This window comes from Williamwhitmania sp., from assembly GCA_035529935.1.
In the GTDB taxonomy this organism is placed as follows: domain Bacteria; phylum Bacteroidota; class Bacteroidia; order Bacteroidales; family Williamwhitmaniaceae; genus Williamwhitmania.
The window spans coordinates 77,117-102,844 of sequence record DATKVT010000169.1; the positions used below are offsets into that span (position 1 = coordinate 77,117).

The following is a 25,728-nucleotide window of genomic DNA, read 5'->3' on the forward strand; positions in this document are numbered from 1 at the left end:
TTCTGGTTTAAATAAATTCTGAGCAAACCCTGATCTGAAAGAAAATAAAAATAAAGTAAGAAGGTAAAAGCGATACATACCTACAGTTTTATACCAACCACTAATATATCGTCTATCTGCTCGTTGCTACCTTTCCATTGTAGAAAAACATCCTCGAGTAATGCTGGTTGATCATAAATCTTAGAATTACTAATATCGAGCAATGTGTTTACGAAGTTTTGACGCATAAATTTTTTTCTATTCGCCCCGCCAAACTGGTCGATAAAGCCATCGGAAAAAAGGTAAATGATATCATTCGATTTCAGCTGAACCTGATGACTCGTGAAGTGTCTATTCAGTTTTCTGATAGAAATGCCAATTGAACAAGAATCCGGTTTGATCTCAAATGTTTTCCCGTCTCTTATATAAACAAGGGGGCTTAATGCGCCACTATATTCGAGCATTAAGGTTGTGGTGTCGAGCGAACAAAAAGCAATATCCATTCCATCCTTAAGAACAAGGTCCTCTTCATCCTTCCGTAATGAAACACGTATTTGGTCATTCAGGTATTCCAAAATGTCAGCCGGCCGAGTAATGCCATTTTCATTCACGGCACGATTAATCAGGTCATAGCCAACAATACTCATAAATGCACCAGGTACGCCATGGCCTGTGCAGTCAGCTACCGCAAAAAGAATTTTATTATCACGCCGACCAAACCAATAAAAGTCTCCGGATACGATATCTTTGGGTTTAAGGTATATAAACGACTGCTTGAATAGTTCGGTGATTACCTTGGCCGGAGGAAGAATTGCCTTTTGTATTTGCTCAGCATATTTTATACTATCGGTAATCTTGTTTATGTAGTCCTCAATTATACGATACGCCTCCTCAAGGTGCTTGTTTTTCTGACTGATACTGTTCCTTTGCTTTTCAATCTCCTCCTTTTGTGCAAGAGTTTCCTCTTTCTGCATACTGAGCGCAAGGTTGATTTCTTCTATCTCCTGCTTTTGTCCTTGCAGCCTAAGTGCAGCACGTCGTTTGATTCTGAAGGCATTATAGACCAACGTGACAAGAAGAAGCGCCATAACAATTCCAACAATCAGACTAACTGTAATAACCCCCTGGCGCTTTATCTCCTTGTCCTGAATTTCCTGATTTTTCCGTAAGAGCTGATTTTCCTTTTCTGCCTTCTCTGTTTTATAAAGTGTTTGAAGCAGCGTTATACTCCTTTGCGCTTTTTCGTTGAGGATTGAATCCTTATAAAACATTGCCGTGTGAAAATAGCGTAGCGCTTTGACTGGGTCTTGGCGTTTTTCTTCTAGCACCGACAACAACTGGTAGACCTGCTGCAATTCCCACTTCGCGCCAATATCACGAGCCTTTCTCTGTCCCTCAAACAGAGAAAGAGATGCCTGATCGAGGTACCCAAGGGCAAGTTTTGCTTTGCCAATGTTAATGTAGCTATCCGCTATAAACTTCTTATCGCTCAAAATTTTGTCAATGGACAGTGCTTTTTGATAATAATCGAGTGCAGTAAGGTAGTCACCAACGTTAAAGTATGTATTTCCAACACCATTGTAACATATAGCCAAGCCTTTTAGGCTGTTAATGCTCTTATTTATCTTTAAAGATTCAAAATAGTAGGAACGTGCGGATTTTTGATCACCCTTATATTCATATACCTCACCTATATTATTCAGGTTTATTGCAATACCAAGTTGGTTATTTTCACTTTTGGCGATTTTCAATGCTCGAACAAACATTTCTAGGGCACCCTCGTAGTTCTTGTTAAGGTTGTAAATGTTTCCAAGGCTATTTAACGAAATAGAAATACTATACTGATCACCGACCTCTTCAGCATAGTTGAGTGCTTTGTGGTGGTAAAAAGCGCCTAATGAAAATTCATCCATTCGACGATATACAACTCCAATATTATTGTAAATTTTTGCTAAAAGGTGTTTATCCTGAAGCCGTTCAGCTATTTCCAATGCTTTATTATGAAAATCCAAAGCATTATCGTAACTTGAAATATCACGGTAGTAAACGCCATAAAGATCATAAGCATACGCTGTGAGAACGGGGTTTTTAATTTTTTTTGCAGTATTAATAGCCTCTTGCAGATAGAGACGTACATCACCAAATTGCTGTGGTGTCTTAATAAGTTTTTCAGAAATTTTGAGAAGAAGTTGCACCTTTGTGCTATCATCGTTGGGCGAAAGCGAAAGCTGCATATAGAGAGAATCAATCTCTTTAATGGGTTCCGCCGAATACAATCTACCTACACCTAAATAAAAAGTGCAAAAAATAGTATAGATAATTAGTTTTGTAGTGATTTTCATGGGTGATTTTACACAACTTGCAAGATAATAACTTTTACAGTCCAATGCGTGAAAATAAACAGTTTTCGTTAAGGATGCTGCCTGCTTCTACCTGGCGAGCGTTTCAGAATATTCTCAAATGGGCAATTCCTTCAATAATTGCATTTATTACCATACTTATCTTGCTTGGTGCAATTTTTCAACAAAGAGTTATCATCTGGGTAACCAACAATATCAAGAATGAAATTGCGATTCCAGTTAATGTGGCCAATATAAAATTTTCACTAATTGAAAACTTTCCCAATGCCTCAGCAATACTAAGTGATTTTGTAGCCTATTATCCTGACGTTTCTCACCCCGATACTCTAATAAGTGTCAATAAAATTTACCTGAATATAAATATCCTTTCGCTGCTAAAAGGAACGGTTTCAATTCGTAGTATCGATCTCAAAACAGGAAGTGCAAACTATATCGAAAACGCAAACGGCTCGGCGCCCTCGATTAAAATATGGAAAAGCAAGCTGTCCATTTCCAACACCCCTTTTAGCATAAGAAGCATATATGTAAAATCACTCGCTCTACGATATTGGAGAACGGGGGACGAAGCAAAAAAAGTCATTTTTGTTGATAAACTCAACTTCCACGGAGACGTGCTAAGTGACAGAATTCGGGGAAATGCAACCATCGGCATAACTGATTGTCACGTTGATTCAGGTTTTATAGATCAGGCAATTGACAACTCGGCAAAAATAAAACTCACCGGCGAGTATGTGTATCTTCAAGGTATATCGCTGAAAAATATAACCGTCATAACGACCAAAATAGAGGCACGTGGAACTCTTACTGTTCAAAACAAAGAAGGTAAAAACAGAGGTAAGTTTCAGTTCATAGTGCAAAAAACAGATCCGAAATTTATCCAACGCTTGGTCGGAATAAACAAGCTAAGTATCGGCACCCTCGGGCAGCAAAAGATAACCTTCAACGGAAATATTTTCGGACCCGGCCTCACCGATCTTCATTTTGTTGCCAATTGGGAAATACATGGTGGCATCATTAACATTAGCAACGATTTAACGATTAATAATATATCTTACAATGCCTATTTTGAAGGTAAAATTAATCACAATATTATTCATCCGCTGAAGATTACTTGTGATGACCTAATTTTCAACTTAAATGGAAAGTCTATTATTGGGAAGTTCTCTATTATTCCTCCAACTAAAACGGTTACCATAACTTCTCAGGGAGATATTTCACCCGCCATCCTAGCGCGTATACTTCATATTAACTCGCCTAATTTTTCAGGAGACAATATTAATTTTTCACTTTCATTAATATCAGATAATTTATTAATTAGTAAAGTAGTATATTCTGATCTGAATATAAAAGGATCAATAGATCTTAATAAACTAAATCTCCAATTAAATCATTTTAATCTGCATGATATTTCTGGCCGATTGGAAATTGGAGATACTCTATCGTTTAAAAATCTAAGCATTGACGGTGATTTAGGCAAGCTTAACCTTGACGGAATTATACCACACTGGAAACAATCCTTTCTATCTTCGACAAACCGCTCGCCGATTGAAATTATAGGAAGTGTGAAAAGTCCGCTACTCAACCTTGACCTCCCATCGTGGGGAATTAGCCAGGACAACAACAACACAATACCCGTCGAAGACACATTGGGAACCCCCCTGAAAATTGGACAGATAAAGCTGGACTTTTTTGCCAACAATTTTATTATTTACCGACTTAGGGGTGATAATGCTCGAGGAACCTTAACCTATATTCCAGGAGAGTTATTTTCCATTGCTAACACATCGCTGAATTCGTTTGGTGGACAAATAAATTTTTCACTTGTAAATAGGCTAAAGGCGAAAACTACTCCTATATCTATTGAGGGGAATATCGAAAAGGTTGATATCGATAGTCTCTTTAACGCCTTCAACAATTTTAACCAAAAGTTTATAACATCTGAAAACATTTCGGGAAAGATCACGCTTGATTTTCATCTGTTGGGGGAAATGCAAAAGGGTACCTTGCTTAACGACAGCCTTCACTGCATAACCAATTTAGCTATTGAGAATGGTGTTTTGAAACATTTTGAACCGCTAAAAAAACTATCTAAATTTATTAGCCTAAAGGAATTGGAGACCATAAAATTTCAAAAGCTTACAAACGCCATTCACATTGATAAAGGAATAATTACAATTCCAAAAATGTATGTTGAAAATAGTGCCCTCAACCTGAGTGTTTCTGGCACGCACGAACTTAGGGGCACCTTTGATTACCGGCTACAACTTAGGCTGAGCGACGTGCTGTGGCGTAAAAAAAAGGAATCGTCCACTTTTCGTCCAGACTTAGGAATTGTTGAGCAAAAAGAAACGAGTGGTGGTTCCGTTTATTTAAGGCTTTTTGGAAATATCGACAGCTACAAAGTTGTCTACGACAAGAAAATGGCAATAGAATTGCTCAGCAACAAGCTGAAGGACGAAGGGGCTGAACTTATTAATATTTTCAAGTCCAATAAAAAGACTACTAAACAAGAGTCACAAAGCAAGAAGAACAGCAAATTTGTGATCAAAGAGGAGATAACCAACCCAAATCAAAATGTGGAAAGCGATACCTCGCAAGCTGCTCCCCTAAAGAAAAATTCCGGGTTTAAAATTGACTGGGACTAAACTTGCACCGGATGATAATATGTGGGGATTATTTTCGTTATTGTTTTTCACAACAATAAATGGCCCATGATAAAATTTTACAGCAAAAAGTTTAGAATAAAGATATTAATCCTGTTCGTTCTCACAATTATAGCCATATCTTCTTTATGGGTTACCCGCGATCTTGTTCACAGTTTAGCCGTTGAAGAAAAAAAGAAAATTGATTTATGGGCGGCGGCCACAGAAGAACTAGCAAATCAGCAGGGGGAAGAGAATATGGACTTTTCTTTTGTATTCCGTGTACTGGAGGAAAACAACACCGTTCCAGTAGTGCTTACCACTCAAAAACGAGAAATTGTAGCATTTCGAAATGTTGATTCAGCAAAAATTTCCACCCCCAAGCGCGCGAAACAGCTGCTGGACATCATGGAAAAAAATCACAAGCCTATTGTTGTTAATTTGCCAAACAATGAAATAAATTTGGTTTTTTATGAAGATTCAAATATCCTAAAGAAACTTTATTACTTTCCAATTGTTCTGCTGTCCGTCTTGTTTCTATTTATTCTAGCTGCCTACATTGCCTTTTCCTCAATCCGAAATTCTGAGCAAAACCTTGTGTGGGTAGGTTTGGCAAAAGAAACAGCACATCAACTTGGAACTCCTACTTCCTCTCTCCTCGCATGGCTTGAAGTTCTTAAAAATCAGGATATTCCGCCAGCATATCTTGATGAACTCGAAAAAGATATTCATCGACTAGAAAAAATAACCGACAGGTTTTCAAAAATCGGCTCAGCACCTTCACTAAAACCTGTTAACCTAGTAGAACAAATCAACCAAATTATCAGCTATTTAGATAAAAGAGTCTCAAGTAATATTACGTTTATTAAAGAATATAACGCTCACGATGAGATATATATAAATATTAACGATTCCTTGTTTGAGTGGGTTATTGAGAATATTGTAAAAAATGCAATTGATGCTATGCAAGGAAAAGGAACCATTTCCTTTAAGGTGAGGGACGATATTCAGGTGGCCTATGTTGACATTACCGACCAGGGGAAAGGAATACCCAAAAAAATAGCGAAGACCATTTTCAAGCCTGGCTTTACCACTAAGGTTAGAGGCTGGGGGTTGGGGCTTTCATTATCGAAGCGCATAATTGAGGATTATCACAAGGGGAAAATTTTTGTTCTCAACTCTGATGCAGTAAGGGGCACCACATTTCGCATTGTTCTTAAAAAATAGTTCGCTACGACATACCAAAACAAAAGCGGAGTACCCTAAGAGCACTCCGCTTTTGTTGCTATATAAAATCAAATTACTTGTTTAAAAGCTTCTTGTAACGAGCAGTATCATCAACAATTGCGATCGATTTAGAAAGTTGGCTATCGAACTTGAAAATTGCAGGATAGGTTCCCTTCTGGAAATAATATCTCCGAACAATTTCGTCGGTTAAGAAGTAGGCAAAATCTTCACGGTTTTCCTTAACTAGCTCGGGAATTCCACGTGAAATATCCTCGCGCAGGTTGCGAACCTTACCATCGAGCACAGCCCCATTTTTATCTTTTTTTACCAGTGAATCGAGCCGATCTAATAGTGCCTCCTGTTCTGTTTTATAGGTAAAACCGCTTTTAACCAAATATTGAATAAAGCCATTAATAAGGGTATCGCTAACAACAAAATTTGCTGGAGCTGGTATTGAAGAATGAGAGCGATAGTAAATATTCGCAAAATCGAAAAACCGATTCTCGGAATAGGCCTTAACACAGACACGGCTCAGCGTGTCTGAACTAAGTGCAACATCAGGTGAAATTCCACCCCCATTGTACACCGTTCTGCCATCTCTAGTTTTAAATGCACGTATCAAAGAATCTGGAATATGCCCAACGCTTCCATCTGGATTACGATGTGAGTAATCAATTGCCTGAATACACCTGCCGCTTGGAATATAGTACTTGGCCGTGGTGACTTTCAACTGACCGCCATAACTTAACTTCCGTGTTGTTTGTACCAATCCCTTTCCAAATGTTTTAGTCCCAACAATAACGGCCCTATCCATATCTTGAAGTGATCCCGACACAATTTCACTTGCAGAAGCGCTGCTGCTATTAACAAGTAGCACTAGCGGCATTAGTGTATCAATTGGTTGATCGTTAGTTATATACTTTGTGTCAAATTGGGTCGCTTTACCGTGAGTAAAAACCACAAGTTGATTTTTAGGAACAAAGAAATTTACGATTTTCACCGCTTCATCAAGAATCCCACCGGGATTTCCGCGAAGGTCTAGAATTAACTTCTTTGCACCCTGGCTACGTAAATCCAGAATAGCAGCCCTTAACTCGTCCGAACACCCAACCGTAAAGCTAGATAAACGGGCATAGCCAACCCCCTGCTGAACTATGCCATAATAAGGCACGCTCGGCATTTTAATTCTTTCGCGAACAACATTCTTGGTGAATACTGAGTCGGAATAGTCATCGCGCAAGGTTAATTTAACTACTGAACCTGGATCGCCTTTTAAGTGACTACTAATCGCCTCCACCTCCATCTTCTCAACAGGAGTTCCGTCGATGCTGGTAATTACATCGCCCACCCTAATTCCTGATTTCTGCGCAGGTGATCCTTCATAAATTTCCATAATTTGAGCCCCCTTACCATTCTTTCTAATCAACGCACCAATTCCGCCATACTTACCAGTAGTAAGAAAATCAAAGTCGGCTTTCTCTGATTCGGGGATATATTCAGTATAGGGGTCTAATGATGCCAGCATAGCATTAATGCCAGTTGTCACCAACTTTTCAGGATCAATATTATCCACGTAAAAGATATCTAGCTCCCGAAAGAGCGTAAAAAAGATATCCAAACTTTTCGACATTTTGAAATCATCGGAAGTGAAGGCAACTGTTCCAAACATTGTTAATCCAACAATGATGGTGATGGAGCTGGCAACGAGAATTTTTTTCAAACGGTTCATCAGAAAATATTTTTAAGTTCATCTATGATTCTGTTCCATTAAAGAAATTTTTCAAAATTCTAAGCGACGAAAAACCTATCAGCAAGGAGTAAAGAAAAATTAAATTTCTGGCGGAAACTAAGGTACCGGATCATAACCATGTCCGCCCCACGGATTACATGATACAATTCGTTTTAACGACAACCACAAGCCCTTTAATGGTCCATGTTTGCGTAGCGCTTCAATAGAATAGGCAGAGCAAGTTGGCGTATACCTACACACAGGAGGTAAATAGGGGGAAATAGCAAGCTGGTAAAACCTAATGGGTAATATCAGAAGGGCAATCAATAATCTTCTCATTTTTAATCCTTTTTACCATATCTTCTAATAAATGTTGGATGGACGAGGATATCTCAGAAAAACTTAATTCCTCAGAGCCGGCATATATAAGCATAAATGTAACCTTTTTGTTCATTTGCTCCAATTCATCATAAATGCGGGGCTTAATCAGGCGATAGGCCTCTCTCATGCGTCGTTTGAGCAGATTGCGTTTAACCGCTCGTTTAAAGCGCTTTTTGGGCACAGAAAATGCAACTTGAGCCCAATCTGGAATAGAGTTTTCTTCAACAACAATATAAACCAGCCTAACCGGGAAGATAAATAGAGATTTGCCTCTTGAGAAAAGGCTCAGAATTGCTTTTTCACTCGTTAATCGTTCTTGTTTAGATAAGGAATATAGCTTCATAAAAAATGGGGGAACAATTCCCCCTGCGCTATTTAGAACCGTTTTCCTTGTTAAATTTTTTGATGAAATGCTCAAGCGCCATTGTCATGGATGGATGCTCTGAGGTGGGCGACTGAATATCCAGCCTTAGCCCAGAGTCTTTTACAGCCTTTGCCGTAGTAGGACCAAATGATGCAATTTTCATCTCGTTCTGCTTGAACTCAGGAAAATTTTGGAAAAGAGATGTGATACCGCTCGGGCTATAAAAGACGATAATGTCATAGTTAAGCAATGAAACTTCAGAAAGATTGCTGCTCACCGTTTTATACAATATGGCCTTGGTATATTTAATTTTATCCTTGTCAAGAGCCTTGGGAATTTCGGGCTTATGGATATCACTAAGCGGAAGAAGAAACTGCTCCTCACGATGCTTAAGAATATCGCTCATTAGATCCTTAAATGTGCCATCACCGTAAAATATTTTACGCTTCCGATAAACAATATACTTTTGAAGATAAAAGGCTATTGCTTCAGAAATGCAAAAATACTTCATCGTTTCTGGTATCGTCACCCTCATCTCTTCGGAAATTCGGAAGAAATGATCAATGGCCGTTCTGCTGGTAAAGATAACCGCAGAAATTGCCTGGAAATCGATTTTTTGCTTTCGTACCTCCTTTGCGGGAACGCCTTCAATCTGAATGAATGGCTTAAAATCAATCTTCAGATTATAGCGTGTTGCTAACTCTAAAAAAGGAGATTTGTCGTTCTGTGGCTCAGGCTGTGAGACCAAAATTTTTTTGATTTTCAAGGCCGTATTATTTAAGGATTAGGCAATAATAACTAACCTTTTGAAGCCAAAATAAAGACCTGCTAAAGGCAAAACTTCAAGGGCACAAAAGTATAAAATCCAATAGAAAATAGAAAATCTGTTACGAATAAAAAGCTGAAAAGATCTTATCGTCCTAAATATCAGCACTATTAAAGAAAGAGAGATTCCGATAAGTATTGGCAAAACTTGCTCGTTTGATGGCAAATAGATCGACAAAAACACTGATATTATTACAATTAGTGTAATAATGAAATTATAAATAAAAAGATTGTAGTCGTGGAGTTGAAAATATTCTTGCTCGTTGCTAATTAAGCGAATTAACGAGCCAACAATATTTCTATAAAACATATAAACGGCAGTTACTGCTATCAAATATCCGAAAGAACTTAGTGAGGCTGTAAAATTCAGATCAAACAGGTGCAAAAAATTAAATGCAAGGAGGCTTATCCCCATCAAGAGTATCGAATATGTAATTATCTTAATTTGAGAATACTGACTCATCTTGCTGGAATAAAATCGCACAGCCTCCCGTGAATTGAGCGCACCAGCAACAATTAAGGCGAAAAACTTTCCGTAGAAGAGCTTAAAGGAAGCAAAACCAACAACCACTAGAAATATTATGGAGAAAAACCATCCATCATGGAGGCCATTTTGCTGAATAGTTTTAATGGGGCCGATGACGCCACGCTCGTCTTTTTGCTCTAAAAATACTGTCTGGCTGAATGGCCCAAAATTATAACAATCTTGGCGTGATGTAAAAACGGAAAGTTTGAATCGAGTGACTAGGCTTGAGTCCACCAAATTTATAGCGCGAGAGTTAATGCCTTCCGCTGATAAATGCCTTGAGTAAAGAAAGGTCGAATCAACAGGATCCTTGGCACTGATGGCAACACTGGTTGAGCTTTCACTCTGTGCCAATGTTTTTTTAACATATACTTGCCGAATCGCTGTACCAGAATCAAGCCTCGTTGCTTGCGTTGAAGGTTTGGAACTGTCGGAAGAGACAACATGAACACTATCTGAGGAGACAACATGAATAATGGAGTCCCGGCTGTGTGTTTTCACTAAAGTTGAATCCGACAGTTCGTGGCAAATTTTCATACTTCGGCTGTAAAGCAAATATCGCGCAAAGATAGCACGAAAACTGAAGAGTTATATCTTGCCCAGAATCTATTATCATGCCCCCTAGATGGGGCCGTTAGTTTTTAAGGAGATTATCAGAACATATTAACAATGAAAACCAACACAAAACACTGACATACAGTTACTTATGTAGTTTTCAATATTATGCTACTTATGAAAATGAGCATAGATTTTGGTGGCAATTGACTTATGAACAGTGCTTAAAAGTTCGTCGAGTGTTAGCAAACGAATTTTCTCAACCGACCCATATTTCTTTAAAAGCAAAAGTCGACTTTTCTCCCCCACTCCAGCAATCGTATCGAGTTCGCTGGTAAGAAACTTACCACTGCGTTTTTTCCTATGAAAAGAAATTCCAAATCGGTGTGCCTCATCACGAATTTGCATCAAAACCCTTAAAGCTTCAGAATTTTTATCGAGGTATAAAGGTGTTGGGTCAAATGGCACATAAATCTCCTCCAAGCGCTTTGCAAGTCCAAGAATTGGTACCTTGGTCTCCAACTCTAGCATAACCAAACTTTCGTATGCTGCCGAAAGTTGTCCTTTGCCTCCGTCTATTACCACCAAATCAGGTAGTGGCTGTTGCTCGTCTATAATGCGACGATATCTCCGATAAACAATCTCTTGCATAGAGGCAAAATCATTTGAACCCTCTACTGTTTTAATATTAAAATGTCGATAGTCACGCTTTGATGGCTTACCATCCAGAAAAACAACGCAGGAAGCAACAGGATTTGTTCCCTGCAAATTAGAGTTGTCAAAACACTCAATGTGGTGCGGCGGTTTTGGCAGGTGCAAACTTTGTTGAATCCTCTCTAGGAGAATTTCAGATCGTCGACCTGGATCAAGCCGATCTAGCATTTTGAGCTTCGTGGCATAATGTTCTCTACAGTTTTTTTCAGCAAGATCGAGCAACAACTTCTTATCTCCCTTTTGCGGAACAACAAATTTTATATTTGCAATCTCAACCTCTGCGGGTAAGAAAGGAACTACAATCTCCCCGCTCAGAAATTTATATCGAAGCAATACCTCCTCAAGTAAAAAAGCAAGTAGCTCTTCGCGCGTCTCATCAAGATTGGTTTTCAGTTCAAAAGTCTGTGATTGAACAACGCTTCCATTTACTACTCGAAAAAAACTAGCTATTGCGAAAGAGGATTCCTGAAAAACAAAAAACACATCAAGGTTAGAAAGCGTTGAACTTACCACCGTAGATTTAATTTGCCAATCGGATAGGTTCTCCAATCGAGTCTTATACTGCTGCGCCAGCTCAAATTTTCTTTGAAAAGAGGCCTCACTCATTAAACTTTTCATCTCTTTTACAACTTCAGACGAATTTCCCTTAAGTATTGATATAATTTGATTTATAGCCTCAGAATAAGTCTCCTTATCTTGTCGTCCCTCACATGGCCCCAAACAATTTCCTAAATGATACTCTAAGCAAACCTTATAGTTGCCATTACTAATTGTTTCCTCGGTTAACGGTAGTTTGCATGTTCTAATCTTATATAGCCCACGAAATAATTCAAGCAGACCCCTCAAGTTAAACGCAGATGTATAAGGTCCAAAATATCGCCATCCGGGAACAGCCTGCTTTCGCGTAATAAAAACACGAGGAAAATCTTCTTTTGTAACTACTATCCAGGGATAAGTTTTATCATCCTTAAGCAAAATATTATACCGAGGTTGAAACTTCTTAATAAGGGAGTTTTCAAGTAATAATGCATCTGATTCAGAGTTGACGAGCGTATGCCTTATCTCAGCAATCTTACTTACCAGAACACGAACTTTACCACTTTGATTGCCGCGATTGAAGTAGGATGAAACACGTTTACGCAAATCCTTTGCCTTGCCAATATATATAATCTTACCAGTATTATCGAAAAACTGATAAACACCAGGTAGGTGTGGAAGTGAATTAACAACAAGCCTTAATTCATCCGCAAGCATAGGTTAAGCGTAAATATTAATAAAACCAAAGTTTTTGGTAGAAAACAATCCGCGATCAGAAAGTTTAATTTCAGGAATAACAATCAATGCCATAAAAGAGAGAGTCATAAACGGGCTCCTTAATGGTGAGCCAAGTTTTCTAACGATAGTTTCTAGCTCATCATATTTATCTGCTGTATCAACAACAGATAGACTCGACATTAACCCAGCAATTGGGAGCTGCAGTAAATTAGCCGCATTGTCATGGTAAACGCAAAGGCCGCCTTTATGATCAATAATGGTATTTACAGCGCTTACAATATCTTCATCTTTCACGCCAACGCATATTATGTTGTGGCTGTCATGAGCAATGGTGGTAGCAATGGCGCCTTGAGATATCCCCATTCCTTTAATAAACCCAACACCAGGTGGGCTATTTTGATATCGATTTACTACAACAATCTTAAGAATGTCGTTTGCGGAGTTAGATATCAAGTTATTATTCTCAACAATGGGTGATCCGACAACCTCCTTGGTAACCAGTTCACCGTCCACGATCTGAATTGCCCTAACCTTGTCGGACTTTGCCGCCACAGCAATATCAATTGTAGTAATGCGACCCCTCTCAAACTTATTGGGCAAAGGAGACGACAATGACACCTTTGACTTGAACGGCAAAGCAGAATCCCAAACACAAGCACCATTTATATACGTTTGGGTAATATTAAAATCCTTCAGATTATCAACAACTATAAAATCAGCAGAATCCCCAACAGCCAAGAGGCCAACGGGTAATTTATAATGCAGAACCGGATTGACACAAGCAATTTTCAGAACCGTAAAGAGATCGTATCCTAAGGCCAAAGCACGTTTAACAGTTAAATTAATATGCCCATATTGAAAATCGTTTGGATGGCAATCGTCGGTGCAAAACATAAGCATTTCTGGGCTGTCAAGGATAAGTGGATGTAGTGCATTAAAATTTTTTGCAGCACTACCCTCCCTTATTAATATTTTCATTCCCAACGCAATCTTCGCTCGTGCCTCTTCCACGGTAAAACACTCATGATCGGTGGATATCCCAGCGGAAACATACTTCTCCAAATCAGCACCACCAACACCGGGAATATGCCCATCAACGGGTTTCCCAACCTCCTTAGCATGCCGCAACTTCGCCATAACTCGTTCATCGCCGGCTATCACCCCGGGGTAGTTCATCATCTCAGCCAAGAAATATATATCATCTCTTTTCAGCAACCGTCCAACTATATCCGAATCAAGTTCGGCACCAGATGTCTCAAAGAAAGTAGCCGGAACGCACGAGGGTACACCGAAAAAAAACTTAAGGGAACTTTCCTTTGCGTTTTCAATCATAAAATTGATGCCCTCCTCGCCAACCACATTTGCAATTTCATGCGGATCAGAAACAACAGCAACAGTACCATGCTGCACCGCCATGGCCCCAAAGCAAGAAGGCGAAACCATCGAACTTTCAACGTGAACGTGAGCATCAATAAAGCCGGGCAAAATATAGTTAACCCCTGGCCGTTCACCAGCCGAAACCAGAACAGACACAATCTTACCTGCATCAAAAACCACCTCTCCGTAGCCCACCTTGCCACCCGCAACATCTACGATATTGCCAACGATACTATTTTTCATGACCAATAATTATTGTTCCACGTGGAACCATTAAACCAATAAAAACGAAATGTTCCACGTGGAACTAGCGACCGAAGTAAACCAAAAGTACATTTATGTCAGATGGTGAAACACCAGGAATTCGACTTGCCTGCCCGATATCGGCAGGCCTTATTCGAGACAACTTCTGTCGTGCTTCTGTTGACATTGACTTCATTGACATGTAATCAAAGTCGGGGTTAATCTTAATGTGTTGAAGCCGCTTTTGCTTATCGGCAACTATTCGTTCACGCTCAATATATCCAGCATACTTAATTTGTATCTCAATTGCTTGTGAAACTTCGTTGTACAGCTCGCCGCATTTTTCCCTAAACAGAGAGAATCCATCAATAATTGATGATAAATCCTCGATTGTAACAGCGGGGCGAAGCAGGAATTCGACTGCCTTTCGAGCCTGAGGCGTCTCGGCACCGCCACGCGCAACAAGTATTGGGTTCACAAGATCAGGCCTTAAGCTAGAATTTCGCACCAGGGCCGCCCCTTCCTTTATTAAGTTCTGCTTGAGAACAAAGTGATGGTGTCGTTCTTCATCTACTAACCCAATTTCATATCCTCGTGGGGTTAGCCTATCATCGGCGTTATCCTGCCTTAGCAGTATCCTGAATTCTGCCCTACTAGTAAACATTCGATAAGGCTCATCAACACCCTTGCTGATCAAATCATCAATTAAAACACCAATATAAGCTTCGTCCCGTGAAAGAATAAACGCATCCTTCCCGTCACAAAAACGATTGGCGTTAATACCGGCAATTAATCCTTGGGCGGCAGCCTCCTCATATCCAGTGGTTCCATTTATCTGTCCAGCGAAGAATAAACCAGAAACCAACTTCGTTTCCAATGAATTCTTAAGTTGGGTTGGTTGAAAGAAATCATATTCAATAGCGTAACCTGGTCTAAATACTTTAACATTTTCAAACCCGGGAACACATTTCAATGCTTCAAGTTGAACCTCAAAAGGTAAAGAACTGCTAAAACCATTAAGGTAATACTCTATATTATCTCGACCTTCAGGTTCTAAAAACAACTGATGCTGATCCTTATCGTGAAAGGTGCGAACTTTATCCTCAATGCTTGGGCAGTAACGAGGTCCGATACTTTTAATAGTCCCATTAAATAGAGGGCTCTCCTCAAAGCGCGACTCTAAAATACGATGAACGGTTCTATTGGTATAAACAGTGTAACATGGTAACTGCTCTGAAACTGGTTCTACAACCTCAGAAAAAGAAAATTTCTCTGGAAACACATCACCATGCTGCTCTGTCAATTTACTATAATCAACAGAACGACCATCAATGCGCATAGGTGTTCCTGTTTTCATTCGACCTACCTCAAAGCCAATATTTATTAAATACTCTGATAATCCAAAAGAAGAAGGCTCACCAGCGCGTCCTCCTGTGACGTGAGTGCTTCCAACATATATTAATCCATTCAAGAAAGTTCCATTTGTAAGGACTACACTTTTAGCATAAATGGTTTGTCCAAGTGCTGTGACAACACCCAAAACCATATTGTTTTCAACAATAAGACCAGTTACGCTATCCTGCCAGAAAGAAAGATTCTCAACCTTTTCAAGTGCTTTCCTCCACTCAATAGAAAACTGAACCCGATCGCATTGCGCTCGTGGGCTCCACATGGCAGGTCCCTTACTCCTATTAAGCATCCTAAACTGAATACTCGTTTTATCTGTAATTAATCCGGTATAACCTCCCAATGCATCAATCTCTCGAACAATTTGGCCTTTTGCTATACCACCAATTGCAGGATTACAACTCATCTGTGCCATCTTGGTCATATCCATTGTAATTAACAATGTCTTACTACCAAGCTTAGATGCTGCTGCCGCTGCTTCACATCCAGCATGACCTGCTCCTACAACAATAACATCATATGAAAAATTCATTCGAATAGAATTTCAGATAATTATGCAAAACAGGAAAGAAACCTATTTGTTCTCAAATAAAACTAGATATTTATCTTCAAGAAAACGCATGTGCCGATTCTCAACATCTGATTTGTCATTATAGCCACAAAGATGAAGAACTCCATGAATAACCACTCGGTTAAGTTCTTCATCAAACAGAGATTGGAATAGTTTCGAATTTTCGAGAACGGTGTCTACGCTAATAAAGATATCACCAGAAAGAAAATTCTCAGTTGAATAATCAAACGTGATTACATCGGTATAATAATCATGCTTTAAATATTCTCTATTAATGCTGAGAAGATACTTATCAGAGCAAAAAATAAAATTGATATCACCAGAGCGTTTTTTCTCAATAGTTACAACCTGCTTAATCCAGGCCGTAAGAGCTCTTTTATGGGAAGGTGTATATGGTGTATCTTGGTTGAAATATTTTATAGCCACTTTACAAATTGAATTTCAACTCAACGGTTGAACCCTCCTGCTCAAATGAAACTGAATCGGAAAGATGTTGCATTAAAAAAACACCCCTACCGTGGATATTCTCAATATTCTCAGGTGTCGTGGGGTCAGGAACATTGTGGAAATCAAAACCGGGGCCTTGGTCCTTGATAGCAATTTTTAAAATATGACCATCAGAAAACACAGCAATTTCCACTTTCTTTTCTGATTTAAGTTTGTTTCCATGCACGATACCATTATTAACGGCCTCAACCGTAGCGATTAAAACTTTACCGTACAACTCAGAACTTAGTTGAAGTGCATCCGATATCTCATCGATCAGCCTTTCAACCATACAAATATTTTCAAGTCTTGAAGAAATTATTAACCGCTTCTCCATGAAATTAACATTTACTCATTTAAGAACGAATTAAAGGAAAAACGAGTTACTAAAAATACGAGTTTTTTTTAAAAAAACATCTCTTTTATCATTTTCTTAACCAAAGCTCAGGATCTAAGGGCTGATTTTCCTTCCATATTTCAAACCCGAGGAAACTACCGTTACGCAGATTTCCAATACTTTGACCTAAAGAAACGTGGTCGCCAGGTTTAACATAAACCTGGAATAAATTGTGATATACAGTCAAAAATTTTCCATGACGAACAATAACCGCATTATTTGAACCCAATATAGAGATAACCTTCTTAACCTCTCCATCGAAAATTGAAAAAACAACATTGCTTGTAGAACTCGTAATTTTCACTCCATTGCTTTTAATTTGAACATCCTTAAGAACAGGATGGTTATGCAAACCAAAACCTTCAACGATAATTCCATTTTCAATTGGAACAGGGAATTTTCCACGATTATCTTCAAACTTTGTGCTCAATCGAAGTGCATCAGAAGAATAAACAATCTTTCCTCCAACTGATGACTTCCTTCGTTCTTCAGCCAACAAACTTTCAATCTCCTTCTCAATTCTCAAGCTCTCCTGTGTTAGACGCCTCTGATCATCACGAAGCTGTTTGCTCTTCTTTTTAAGTTCACCTATAAGTTCAGTCACCCCATGCTCATCACTTTGTAAAGTTTCAATTTCATTATTCTTAGAGCTAATAGCCGCGGCTAATTCAGCTCTATGTTTCTTCACAAGATTGAGTTGGTTTCCCATCTGCTTTGAAGTCTCAATAATATCTTGTCCCTTACGTTCAATAAGGTCGCTAAACTCCTTAAAATAACGCATACGTTGATATCCTTGGTTAAAATCCTTTGCACTAAAAATAAAAAGTAATTTCTGCTGATTATACCGAGTCTTGTAAGCTGCACTAATTAAACCAGAATAAGCCACCTTAAGATCATTCAATTGCTTATTAAGAGAGGAAAGATTAAGTTCCCCTGATACAATTTCAACATTTAGTGCTTCAATCTCATCGTTTAAATTATCAATCAATTTCTTGCGAGTGGCCATTTGACTTCTAAGTAAGAGAAGCTTATTCAAAGAAACCTCCTTATCATTATCTGACTTTCGAATTAAATCCTGAGTCAACTTAAGCTCATTAAGAATCCCAGATTTACGTTCCTGCAAATCCTTAACTCCCTGACCAAATACAAACAAGGGTAGAAGAGAGAAAGACAAGCAAAAGAAAAAACTAAGTAAATATCTCATCTACAAATGTTTTTTTGATATCTTTTCCATTAATCCTTTTCTTTCCGGTTCGATTTTTAAACTCATTTTCCAATAAGTTAAAGCATCAGCAATATTTCCTAACATGAACTTGGTATCGCCATAGTGTTCAAGTACTTCAGCATTATCATCAGCCCCATTAACAATGGCTTGTCTGATAAATGATTCAGCCTCGTTGTAACGCTTTAATTTGAACAAAATCCAGCCATAAGTATCAAGAAAGGTAGAATTATTAGGATCTTGATTAATGGTTATTCTGCTCATCTTCAGTGCGTCATCAAGGTTTTTTCCGTCAACACTAAGAAAATAGCTATAATTATTAAGTACGCCAAGTTGGTTAGGATTAATCGCTAACACCTTATCGTACATTTTATAACCCAATTTTTTCCTTCCTATCTCATGGAAAATATCGCCCATTGTAGAGTAATAATCAGGCTTCAGTGATGGACGATAAGCAAGACGATCTTCATATTTTTTCAAAATCTCAATAGCCAACTTAGCTTTACCTTGCTGCCAAACAGCGATCGCTTTAATGAAAGGGATAAAGGGATTCTTTACAAAAACATTAACCAAAGAATCAGTTATAGCAGCAATTGAATCATGCCGTTGAAGTTGAAGCTCTATGGAAAGATATCTCTCCCATATCATTTCACTAGAATATTCTGAATGTACAACATATTTCAAATTATCTAATGCCCCAGCATAATTTCCTTTTAAGATATTAACTTGTGATTTCAGGTCAGCAATCAAGGGATTGTTACCAAACTTATTCACAAGACTACCTAACGATGCCTGAATAGGCACCACGCTTTGTGCAGCAACCTGGGGATTAGTTAATAACTTAGAAAGTAACTGATAAATATCCTCAATTGCACCATTAGAGGCAATAAGCTGATTTAGATATGTAAAGTACAAATCAATATTGCCAGTAACCAAGTAAAAGTTACTTAAGTTTAAAAGCACCAAAGCATTGGTGCTATCTAAAAGATAGCAATCGCTAAGTTCCTGCTTTGCCAATTGAATTTTTCCAGCGGCAAGATAGGTATCGTAAAGCATTAAACGATAACGAATATTAGTACTATCGGAAAGCACTAATCGTTTAGCTTCAACAATGGCATCATCATAATTCTTTTGCTTAGTTAGAATGTCAATCTTAGAACCTGAAATAACATCCTGAATTCCATAAAGTGCCTCGGCAACATTTAAGGTTTTTAATGCATTTGGTAAGTCCCCAACCTTCTGATAAAGAAATGCTAAATTGAGGAAATCTTCAATAGCGACAGTCTTTGAATTAACAATTTTTTGGTAAACCCACACTGCTTCGAGATTCTTTCCGGCAAACGCTAGCACTTGAGCATACTGTAAGGCATAGTATTTATTTGAAGAATTGCCATAGTAAGCCTTTGATGCGTAACTTAAAGCTTCATCGACCTTATGTAGATTATAAGAAACAATAGAAAGTTCATAGTAATAGTCAAGATTATCCTTCTCGTAGGCGATACATCGTTTTAGCAACTCATAGGAAACGGCATAATTTTGCATAAATTTATTCCGAATTGCTTCATGGAAGTAATATTTTGCCTTAACACTATCTTCTGCGGCCTTAGATTCAACATGAACCAGCTTTTGAGCAAGCAAGAGATTGGGAACTAAGAATAATGAAAGAAGAATAAACCGTTTCATCTAAAGAAATTTAAATTAACGTTTAGTGGTTAGAAAGTTATTTTCCGGTGTGGCCAAAGCCACCAGAACCTCGATCGGTTTCCGACACAACAGTAACTTCATTCCAGCGTATTTGTTCTACCTTCGAAAAAACTATCTGAGCAATCCTCTCGCCAGGATTAATTGTAAACTCGGCTGTAGAAAGATTCACCAAGATTACCTTCAATTCACCTCGATAATCAGCATCGACGGTCCCAGGGCTATTTAAAACTGTAATTCCTTGTTTGGCTGCAAGACCACTTCTTGGTCTAACCTGTCCCTCAAACCCTACCGGAATTTCAAAGAAAAGTCCAGTTGGGATCAATACTCTTTCAAGTGATTTTAAGACAAGAGAATTATCCAACTTAGCCTGAATATCTAAGCCTGAACTTCCATCGGTTGCATATGAAGGTAAAGAAAAACCACTATGGTTAATGACTTTTATTTCCATAACTCAATAGAATAGATTTCAATTTATTACGAACATCAACTTCCCTAAACAAAAAATATAGTAAGAAGAAGCAAAGCATGAAAAACCTTATCAGAGTAAAAAATATGTTAGTGGTTTCTGGCATTAGCCTACTAAGAAAAAAAAGTGCAATACTTAAAGCAAAATATTCAAATATTCGTTTAAGGTCATAAGGAACAGGAAATATTCTTTGCCCAACAATATAGGATAATACAACCATCACAAAGTAGCTAACTAGCCGAGCCCAAGCACTACCATAAAAACCATATATAGGAACCGTAAAATAGTTAATTAAAACATTCACAAGTAAACCCAAAATTGTAAAAGTCACCGCGAAACGAGTTCTATCAGTAAGTTTAAACCATACGGAAAGATTAAAGTAGAAACCAAAAAAAACGTATGATAAGAGAAGTATGGGAACAATTCCAATACCTGAACGATAATTCCCACCCAAAATCATTTCAAAATATGAAATGTAAAAGGATATAAATAGAAAGATAAACAAGCTTACAAAAAAGAAATACTTTGCTGAATCAGCATAGAACTTCTTAGAACCTTTAGAATCCGAGGTGGTGAAAAAAATCGGTTCAGCAGCAAACCTATAAACCTGAATGAATAAATTAAGAAGTATCGATATTTTGAGTATTCCACCATAAATACCCAGCTGATACATTGGATGTTGTTCAGGAGGAATCATATACTTAATAAAAAAACGATCAGCCATATCATTAACAATTCCAGCAAGACCTCCAATCATTAGTGGAATAGAATAGGTAATAATCTCCTTAATTAATTGATAGTTAAAATTGAGTTTTATCCTTAAAAATTCCCTGTAGAAATAAGCAAGTGTAGCAAGGCTTGCAATAAAATTAGCAATAAAAACAAGAACAACTAGACCAGAATTTTCAAAAGCGGGAATTTTGTGAAGCTGGTTAATAAAATAGGTATTCGAAAGAAAAACAAAATTTAAGGCAACGTTAATTAATATATTCCCGCTTTTGACCAAAACAAATTCAAGTGCTTTGCCATCAAGTCGCAATTTTGAAAATGGAATAGCAACAATAGTATCAAAGAAAAGAATCAGAACGAAAAGAAAAACATATTCAGGGTTAGAGGAGTAACCGAGAAAACAAGCAATTGGATGAAGGAAAATAGAAGAGAAAAGTAAAAATAGTAGGCCGTTGGAAAAAAGTATTAAAAAGGAGTTACTAAAAACTTCAGCATGACTTCGATCTTTTGAGGCAAAACGAAAAAAGCCAGTTTCTAAGCCAAGTGTCAAGAGTATTTGAAGAACTGCAGTTAAGGCATAAAAATCAGTGATAATACCGTAAGTAGCCGGACCAAATATTCGAGTATGGTACGGAACCAAAAGATAATTTATGAATCGACCACCAACACTACTAATTCCATATATAGCAGCGTGGCCAAACAGTGTTCTAAATAGATTCTTATTGGATTCCACGGTTGTTAAACAAAATGAAGCCAAAGTTAAAGGTTATATAGAGATTCTTATTTTCCTTGTTGTAATAATTAAGGAAAATACTTGCAGGCCCAAAAGTAGTTTGATAAACCATACCGGCTGCCCCCATAAGAATAAATTTTGGCCATTTTGGAGAATAGTATGCAGAATAAGTCACATCATTTCGAAGAAAACTCCTATACGGTTGAAAAAAATAGCCCTCCAAACGAAGTTGCAAGTTATTACTCAGCTTTAAAATTGGGATTACTCCAGCAGCTATGTAGCTATTTGCATGATAATTTGGCAGAAAAAGAGTTTTCGAATGTGGATTAGGTGTAAATCCGCTACTTGAAATTAAGGTAGAAGTATAATTTTCAAAAAAACGCTTGCTCGAATATACCCCATCAATAATAACACCCATTCTAAACCCTCTATATATCTTGTGGTATGATTCATTGAGAAAACGTAACTCATACCAATCATGATTAATAATAGCATCGGTGTTTGCCGGCGGGCTTGTAGTACCTGGAGAATAATTTTCATACCCGCTTATATAGCTGAAAGAAATTTGACGGAATATGCCACGATCGGCATATTGCTTATAGTTTAGGCTATTCATTCCGAAACTTGTGCCTACATTTATATAGGTGAAATCGGTTACATCAGGTATATCGCTTTTCAAAAAATCGGTAGTTTGGTAGTATTGCGAACGCTCTATACCGCCATTTGAATTAAGTTTTAAAAGAAACTGAGTGCCAAGTGCGAAACCAACAGAAAATGAACCATACGATTCAGTTTGAATCAAATAGCTTGGCTTAACATCCTCAAAAAAAGGGTCAATCGAACTATTATAGTAGTCGAAACGATTTAAACACAAATTGAGATCGTAGTATACCGGAATTTTCCAAGGGAAATCACGCTTTACACCAAGAAGAAGAGAGCTATAAAGCCGTCCAAATCCAACATTCATATATAAACTAGTTGCACTATGTCGAAAGAATCGATATTCTGCTCCAAGGAAACCCTGATTCATAGAGCTGGAAGAAATATTTCCACCAAAAGAGAGATCTAAAAAATTATCAGTTTGAATCTTCAAATTAAGGTCAAAAGCATTAGCAGTAGAATCATAGTGTGCAAGAGGATAAATGGAAACTACGCTCTTATCGCTAAGTAATTTGAAATACTCACGTTCTAGATCATTCATATTAAACGTCTTATGCTTATTCCTATGAAAAGAACGATAAAAATAATCCTCCTGATTACCCTTTAAACCGGTAAGAACAACCTTGTTAAAAGTTAATTTTGGAAATTTATCTTGAAAAGCAACTCGTTTTGCAGCCAATTCCTGTGGGTTATTTCGTCTATGAACTCTAGTCTTTATGGAATCGATAAATTTGATAGTCTGATCATATCCTGCCTTTTCAATCTCGTCAATCTTATCAAAGTCCAATAATCCAACATCGTTAAAAGAAGTTTCAATTACCAATCCCTTATCCTTTGGAAGCTTATAATTCGTCTTCCCCATAATCATGTTCTCAACCTGAGCTAAAATATTGTCTTCATCAGGGCGTGGCGAATTGTGGCTAACCTGACTACCAATTATGATATCCGGATGAAAATCTTTCTCCATAATATCCCAAGGAAAATTGTTGTAAATACCTCCGTCAAAAAGTAATACAGAATCAATGGTGATTGGCTTGTAGTAAAAAGGAAAAGTCATGCTAGCTCTTATTGAAGAACCAAGGTCGCCGGAAGAACAAATAAATTGACGATTATGATATACATCCGAGGCAACGCAACGAAAAGGAACAAAAAGATTATTAAAATTGTAGTCACAAGAAGCAGAAGCACCAGCAAATATTTTAAGGAATGCCAAGTCCATCTGGTGAGTAGGAATTATATTCGTAGGTAATTTAGGACGTGGAACACTATCTTTGAAACTGATCTTAATTGAGAACTGCCCACTATTCTGTAATCCTCGCTTGAAATAGTATGTGAAATTTTCATCAATAACACCCCTGGACCAGTTTTTAAAATCGTCAGTTCGAAAGAGGGAATCCATTTCGTGGGGTGAGTATCCAATTGCATATAATCCACCAATTATAGCCCCCATCGAGGTACCAGTAATATAATCGATGGGGATACCATTTTCTTCAAGCGCTTTAATTACACCAATGTGAGCAAGCCCTTTAGCCCCACCACCACTAAGCACGAGACCCACAGATTGGCCAAAGAGTAGATCAATTCTTAGCATGATTATAACCAACACCAAAAAAAAACTGTTTACTTTGCCTACAATTTTCATTTTCATCTACTTTTGCATGACAAAGTTACATTAGCTTATCCAAACAATAACCGAATGAAAAAGCTTTTTTTAGCTAAGATATTGATTGCTGTGTCAATGCTATTAATAATAGCCAGCTGCACACATAAAACTGGACCCACAAAGGTTCTAATAAAAACATCAGAAGGAAATATCGTTGTAGAGCTATTTGATGATACTCCAAAGCATAAGGCTAATTTTTTAAAGCTAATAAAAGAGGGATACTACAACGGGCTACTGTTCCATAGAGTAATCCAAAACTTTATGATCCAAGCCGGCGATCCCAACTCAAGAAATGCAGAACCAGGAAAAGTCTTGGGAGACGGTGACCCAGGCTATACTATTGATGCCGAAATACGACCAAATCACTTTCATAGAAAAGGTGCACTAGCCGCAGCAAGAAACTCCGATGACGTGAATCCAGAAAAAAAATCATCGGGATCACAATTCTACATTGTCCAAGGTAAGACCTTCACTTCGCAAGAACTTGATAACCTAGTTGTTAAGGTAAACAACACAAGAAAAACATCAATGTTTTCAAATATTCTGAAACAAAAACTTGAAAAACTGGGAGATAACTACTCACAGCAAGAATTTCAGAAAATAATGGACAATGTTAAAGACAGCGTTGAAAACATTCTTATGCCCAAAAATACTTTTGCTATCCCAGAAGATCGCAGAAAAGTATATATGACAGAAGGTGGAACACCCCACCTAGATGGTAACTATACTGTATTTGGACAAGTGTTAGAGGGCTTTGATGTAATCGATAAGATTGCAAGTGTTGAAACAGACCAAAATGACAGACCCAAAAAAGATGTTGTAATTTTGAAAATATTTGAAAAAATACTATAAAATGCTTGAGAAAATAAAACAACTGGAAGAAGAGATAGAACGCTTCAGCTGCGAGGTAGAAAAATCCTTGGAAGATTGGAGAATCAAGTTGCTTGGAAAGAAAGGAGAAATTACCCAACTTTTTGAAGAGTTCAAAAATGTTATTCCAGAGCAAAAAAAAGAATTTGGTCAACGACTAAATAACCTTAAGAACAGTGCTATAAATAAAATAGTAACACTCAAAGAACAACTTGAAGACAAGGATGTTGATGATACCAAAGAGGACAAAACGCGACCTTCTGAAATGGTTGCCATTGGAACTCGACATCCTATTTCATTAGTGAAAAGGGAAATCACTAGTATTTTTTCTAAGCTTGGGTTTATTGTCGAAGAAGGACCAGAAATTGAAGACGATTGGCATGTATTCTCAGCACTCAATTTCCCACCAGAGCACCCAGCCAGGGACATGCAGGATACTTTTTTCATTGCAAAGAATCCAGATATCCTACTGCGCACACATACTTCCTCTGTTCAGGTAAGGGTAATGCAGAATCAAAAGCCACCAATTAGAGCAATCATGCCAGGGAGAGTATTTCGTAATGAAGCCATCTCTGCAAGGGCACATTGTATTTTTCACCAGGTTGAAGGCCTCTATATTGATG

At 37.9% G+C, this 25,728-nt stretch carries 19 protein-coding genes; 4 read left to right on the top strand and 15 right to left on the bottom strand.

What is annotated here, in order from left to right:
* Positions 1–80: 80 nt before the first annotated feature.
* Positions 81–2,321: a tetratricopeptide repeat protein gene (locus VMW01_12925; protein ID HUW07155.1), complete on the bottom strand. Its 2,241-nt coding sequence runs from the start codon at positions 2,319–2,321 to the stop codon at positions 81–83.
* A gap of 44 nt (positions 2,322–2,365) precedes the next feature.
* On the opposite strand from VMW01_12925, the gene VMW01_12930 reads away from it, so the two are divergent.
* Both VMW01_12930 and VMW01_12935 read left to right on the top strand, forming a co-directional pair.
* Complete coding sequence (locus VMW01_12930) at positions 2,366–4,984, top strand: AsmA-like C-terminal region-containing protein (protein ID HUW07156.1); 2,619 nt, start codon at positions 2,366–2,368, stop codon at positions 4,982–4,984.
* Positions 4,985–5,050: 66 nt separating this feature from the next.
* Positions 5,051–6,208, top strand: coding sequence for a HAMP domain-containing sensor histidine kinase (locus VMW01_12935; protein ID HUW07157.1), 1,158 nt, complete (start codon positions 5,051–5,053; stop codon positions 6,206–6,208).
* A 73-nt stretch (positions 6,209–6,281) separates the two neighbouring features.
* Here VMW01_12935 and VMW01_12940 read toward each other — a convergent pair whose 3' ends face one another.
* The 14 genes from VMW01_12940 to VMW01_13005 all read right to left on the bottom strand — a co-directional run bounded on the left by VMW01_12940 (position 6,282) and on the right by VMW01_13005 (position 24,214).
* Positions 6,282–7,937 carry a S41 family peptidase gene (locus tag VMW01_12940; protein HUW07158.1) on the bottom strand — a complete coding sequence of 552 codons (1,656 nt, stop codon included), beginning with the start codon at positions 7,935–7,937 and terminating at the stop codon, positions 6,282–6,284.
* Positions 7,938–8,235: 298 nt separating this feature from the next.
* Positions 8,236–8,661, bottom strand: a complete 426-nt coding sequence (locus tag VMW01_12945) for a ribonuclease P protein component (GenBank protein HUW07159.1) — start codon at positions 8,659–8,661, stop codon at positions 8,236–8,238.
* Between the two features lie 28 nt (positions 8,662–8,689).
* Entirely contained in the window at positions 8,690–9,448 is a 759-nt protein-coding gene (locus VMW01_12950) for a uroporphyrinogen-III synthase (protein ID HUW07160.1), read from the bottom strand.
* 18 nt (positions 9,449–9,466) lie between these two features.
* Positions 9,467–10,570 (bottom strand): DUF4271 domain-containing protein, encoded by a 1,104-nt coding sequence (locus VMW01_12955; GenBank protein ID HUW07161.1) that lies wholly within the window; start codon positions 10,568–10,570, stop codon positions 9,467–9,469.
* 189 nt (positions 10,571–10,759) lie between these two features.
* Complete coding sequence (uvrC, locus tag VMW01_12960; GenBank protein ID HUW07162.1) at positions 10,760–12,556, bottom strand: excinuclease ABC subunit UvrC; 1,797 nt, start codon at positions 12,554–12,556, stop codon at positions 10,760–10,762.
* Positions 12,557–12,559: 3 nt separating this feature from the next.
* On the bottom strand, positions 12,560–14,197 hold the full coding sequence (gene ade / locus VMW01_12965; GenBank protein HUW07163.1) for an adenine deaminase: 1,638 nt from the start codon (positions 14,195–14,197) through the stop codon (positions 12,560–12,562).
* A 64-nt stretch (positions 14,198–14,261) separates the two neighbouring features.
* Positions 14,262–16,136, bottom strand: coding sequence for a tRNA uridine-5-carboxymethylaminomethyl(34) synthesis enzyme MnmG (gene mnmG, locus VMW01_12970; protein ID HUW07164.1), 1,875 nt, complete (start codon positions 16,134–16,136; stop codon positions 14,262–14,264).
* A gap of 42 nt (positions 16,137–16,178) precedes the next feature.
* Positions 16,179–16,601, bottom strand: coding sequence for an rRNA maturation RNase YbeY (gene ybeY / locus VMW01_12975; protein ID HUW07165.1), 423 nt, complete (start codon positions 16,599–16,601; stop codon positions 16,179–16,181).
* A gap of 1 nt (position 16,602) precedes the next feature.
* Entirely contained in the window at positions 16,603–16,998 is a 396-nt protein-coding gene (locus tag VMW01_12980) for an ATP-binding protein (GenBank protein HUW07166.1), read from the bottom strand.
* Positions 16,999–17,086: 88 nt separating this feature from the next.
* Positions 17,087–18,262, bottom strand: a complete 1,176-nt coding sequence (locus tag VMW01_12985) for a peptidoglycan DD-metalloendopeptidase family protein (GenBank protein HUW07167.1) — start codon at positions 18,260–18,262, stop codon at positions 17,087–17,089.
* The gene (locus VMW01_12990) at positions 18,263–19,963 is read right to left on the bottom strand and encodes a hypothetical protein (GenBank protein HUW07168.1); all 1,701 of its coding nucleotides are present in this window, start codon (positions 19,961–19,963) and stop codon (positions 18,263–18,265) included.
* A 37-nt stretch (positions 19,964–20,000) separates the two neighbouring features.
* Positions 20,001–20,432, bottom strand: coding sequence for a dUTP diphosphatase (dut, locus tag VMW01_12995; GenBank protein HUW07169.1), 432 nt, complete (start codon positions 20,430–20,432; stop codon positions 20,001–20,003).
* Positions 20,413–21,912, bottom strand: a complete 1,500-nt coding sequence (locus VMW01_13000; GenBank protein HUW07170.1) for a polysaccharide biosynthesis C-terminal domain-containing protein — start codon at positions 21,910–21,912, stop codon at positions 20,413–20,415. Before VMW01_13000 ends, dut begins: the two co-directional genes overlap by 20 nt.
* Positions 21,899–24,214 (bottom strand): patatin-like phospholipase family protein, encoded by a 2,316-nt coding sequence (locus VMW01_13005; GenBank protein HUW07171.1) that lies wholly within the window; start codon positions 24,212–24,214, stop codon positions 21,899–21,901. The genes VMW01_13000 and VMW01_13005 overlap by 14 nt, the downstream gene beginning before the upstream one ends.
* A 54-nt stretch (positions 24,215–24,268) precedes the next feature.
* Between VMW01_13005 and VMW01_13010 the strand changes: the two genes are divergently transcribed.
* Complete coding sequence (locus VMW01_13010; GenBank protein ID HUW07172.1) at positions 24,269–25,087, top strand: peptidylprolyl isomerase; 819 nt, start codon at positions 24,269–24,271, stop codon at positions 25,085–25,087.
* Position 25,088: 1 nt separating this feature from the next.
* A partial coding sequence (locus VMW01_13015; protein ID HUW07173.1) for a hypothetical protein occupies positions 25,089–25,728 on the top strand: 640 nt, incomplete at its 3' end.

Coding starts and splice junctions, on each gene's coding strand:
- VMW01_12925 (HUW07155.1), bottom strand. CDS start 2,321: ATGAAAATCACTACAAAACTAATTATCTATACTATTTTTTGCACTTTT.
- VMW01_12930 (HUW07156.1), top strand. CDS start 2,366: ATGCGTGAAAATAAACAGTTTTCGTTAAGGATGCTGCCTGCTTCTACC.
- VMW01_12935 (HUW07157.1), top strand. CDS start 5,051: ATGATAAAATTTTACAGCAAAAAGTTTAGAATAAAGATATTAATCCTG.
- VMW01_12940 (HUW07158.1), bottom strand. CDS start 7,937: ATGAACCGTTTGAAAAAAATTCTCGTTGCCAGCTCCATCACCATCATT.
- VMW01_12945 (HUW07159.1), bottom strand. CDS start 8,661: ATGAAGCTATATTCCTTATCTAAACAAGAACGATTAACGAGTGAAAAA.
- VMW01_12955 (HUW07161.1), bottom strand. CDS start 10,570: ATGAAAATTTGCCACGAACTGTCGGATTCAACTTTAGTGAAAACACAC.
- uvrC (HUW07162.1), bottom strand. CDS start 12,556: ATGCTTGCGGATGAATTAAGGCTTGTTGTTAATTCACTTCCACACCTA.
- ade (HUW07163.1), bottom strand. CDS start 14,197: ATGAAAAATAGTATCGTTGGCAATATCGTAGATGTTGCGGGTGGCAAG.
- mnmG (HUW07164.1), bottom strand. CDS start 16,136: ATGAATTTTTCATATGATGTTATTGTTGTAGGAGCAGGTCATGCTGGA.
- VMW01_12980 (HUW07166.1), bottom strand. CDS start 16,998: ATGGAGAAGCGGTTAATAATTTCTTCAAGACTTGAAAATATTTGTATG.
- VMW01_12985 (HUW07167.1), bottom strand. CDS start 18,262: ATGAGATATTTACTTAGTTTTTTCTTTTGCTTGTCTTTCTCTCTTCTA.
- VMW01_12990 (HUW07168.1), bottom strand. CDS start 19,963: ATGAAACGGTTTATTCTTCTTTCATTATTCTTAGTTCCCAATCTCTTG.
- dut (HUW07169.1), bottom strand. CDS start 20,432: ATGGAAATAAAAGTCATTAACCATAGTGGTTTTTCTTTACCTTCATAT.
- VMW01_13005 (HUW07171.1), bottom strand. CDS start 24,214: ATGAAAATTGTAGGCAAAGTAAACAGTTTTTTTTTGGTGTTGGTTATA.
- VMW01_13010 (HUW07172.1), top strand. CDS start 24,269: ATGAAAAAGCTTTTTTTAGCTAAGATATTGATTGCTGTGTCAATGCTA.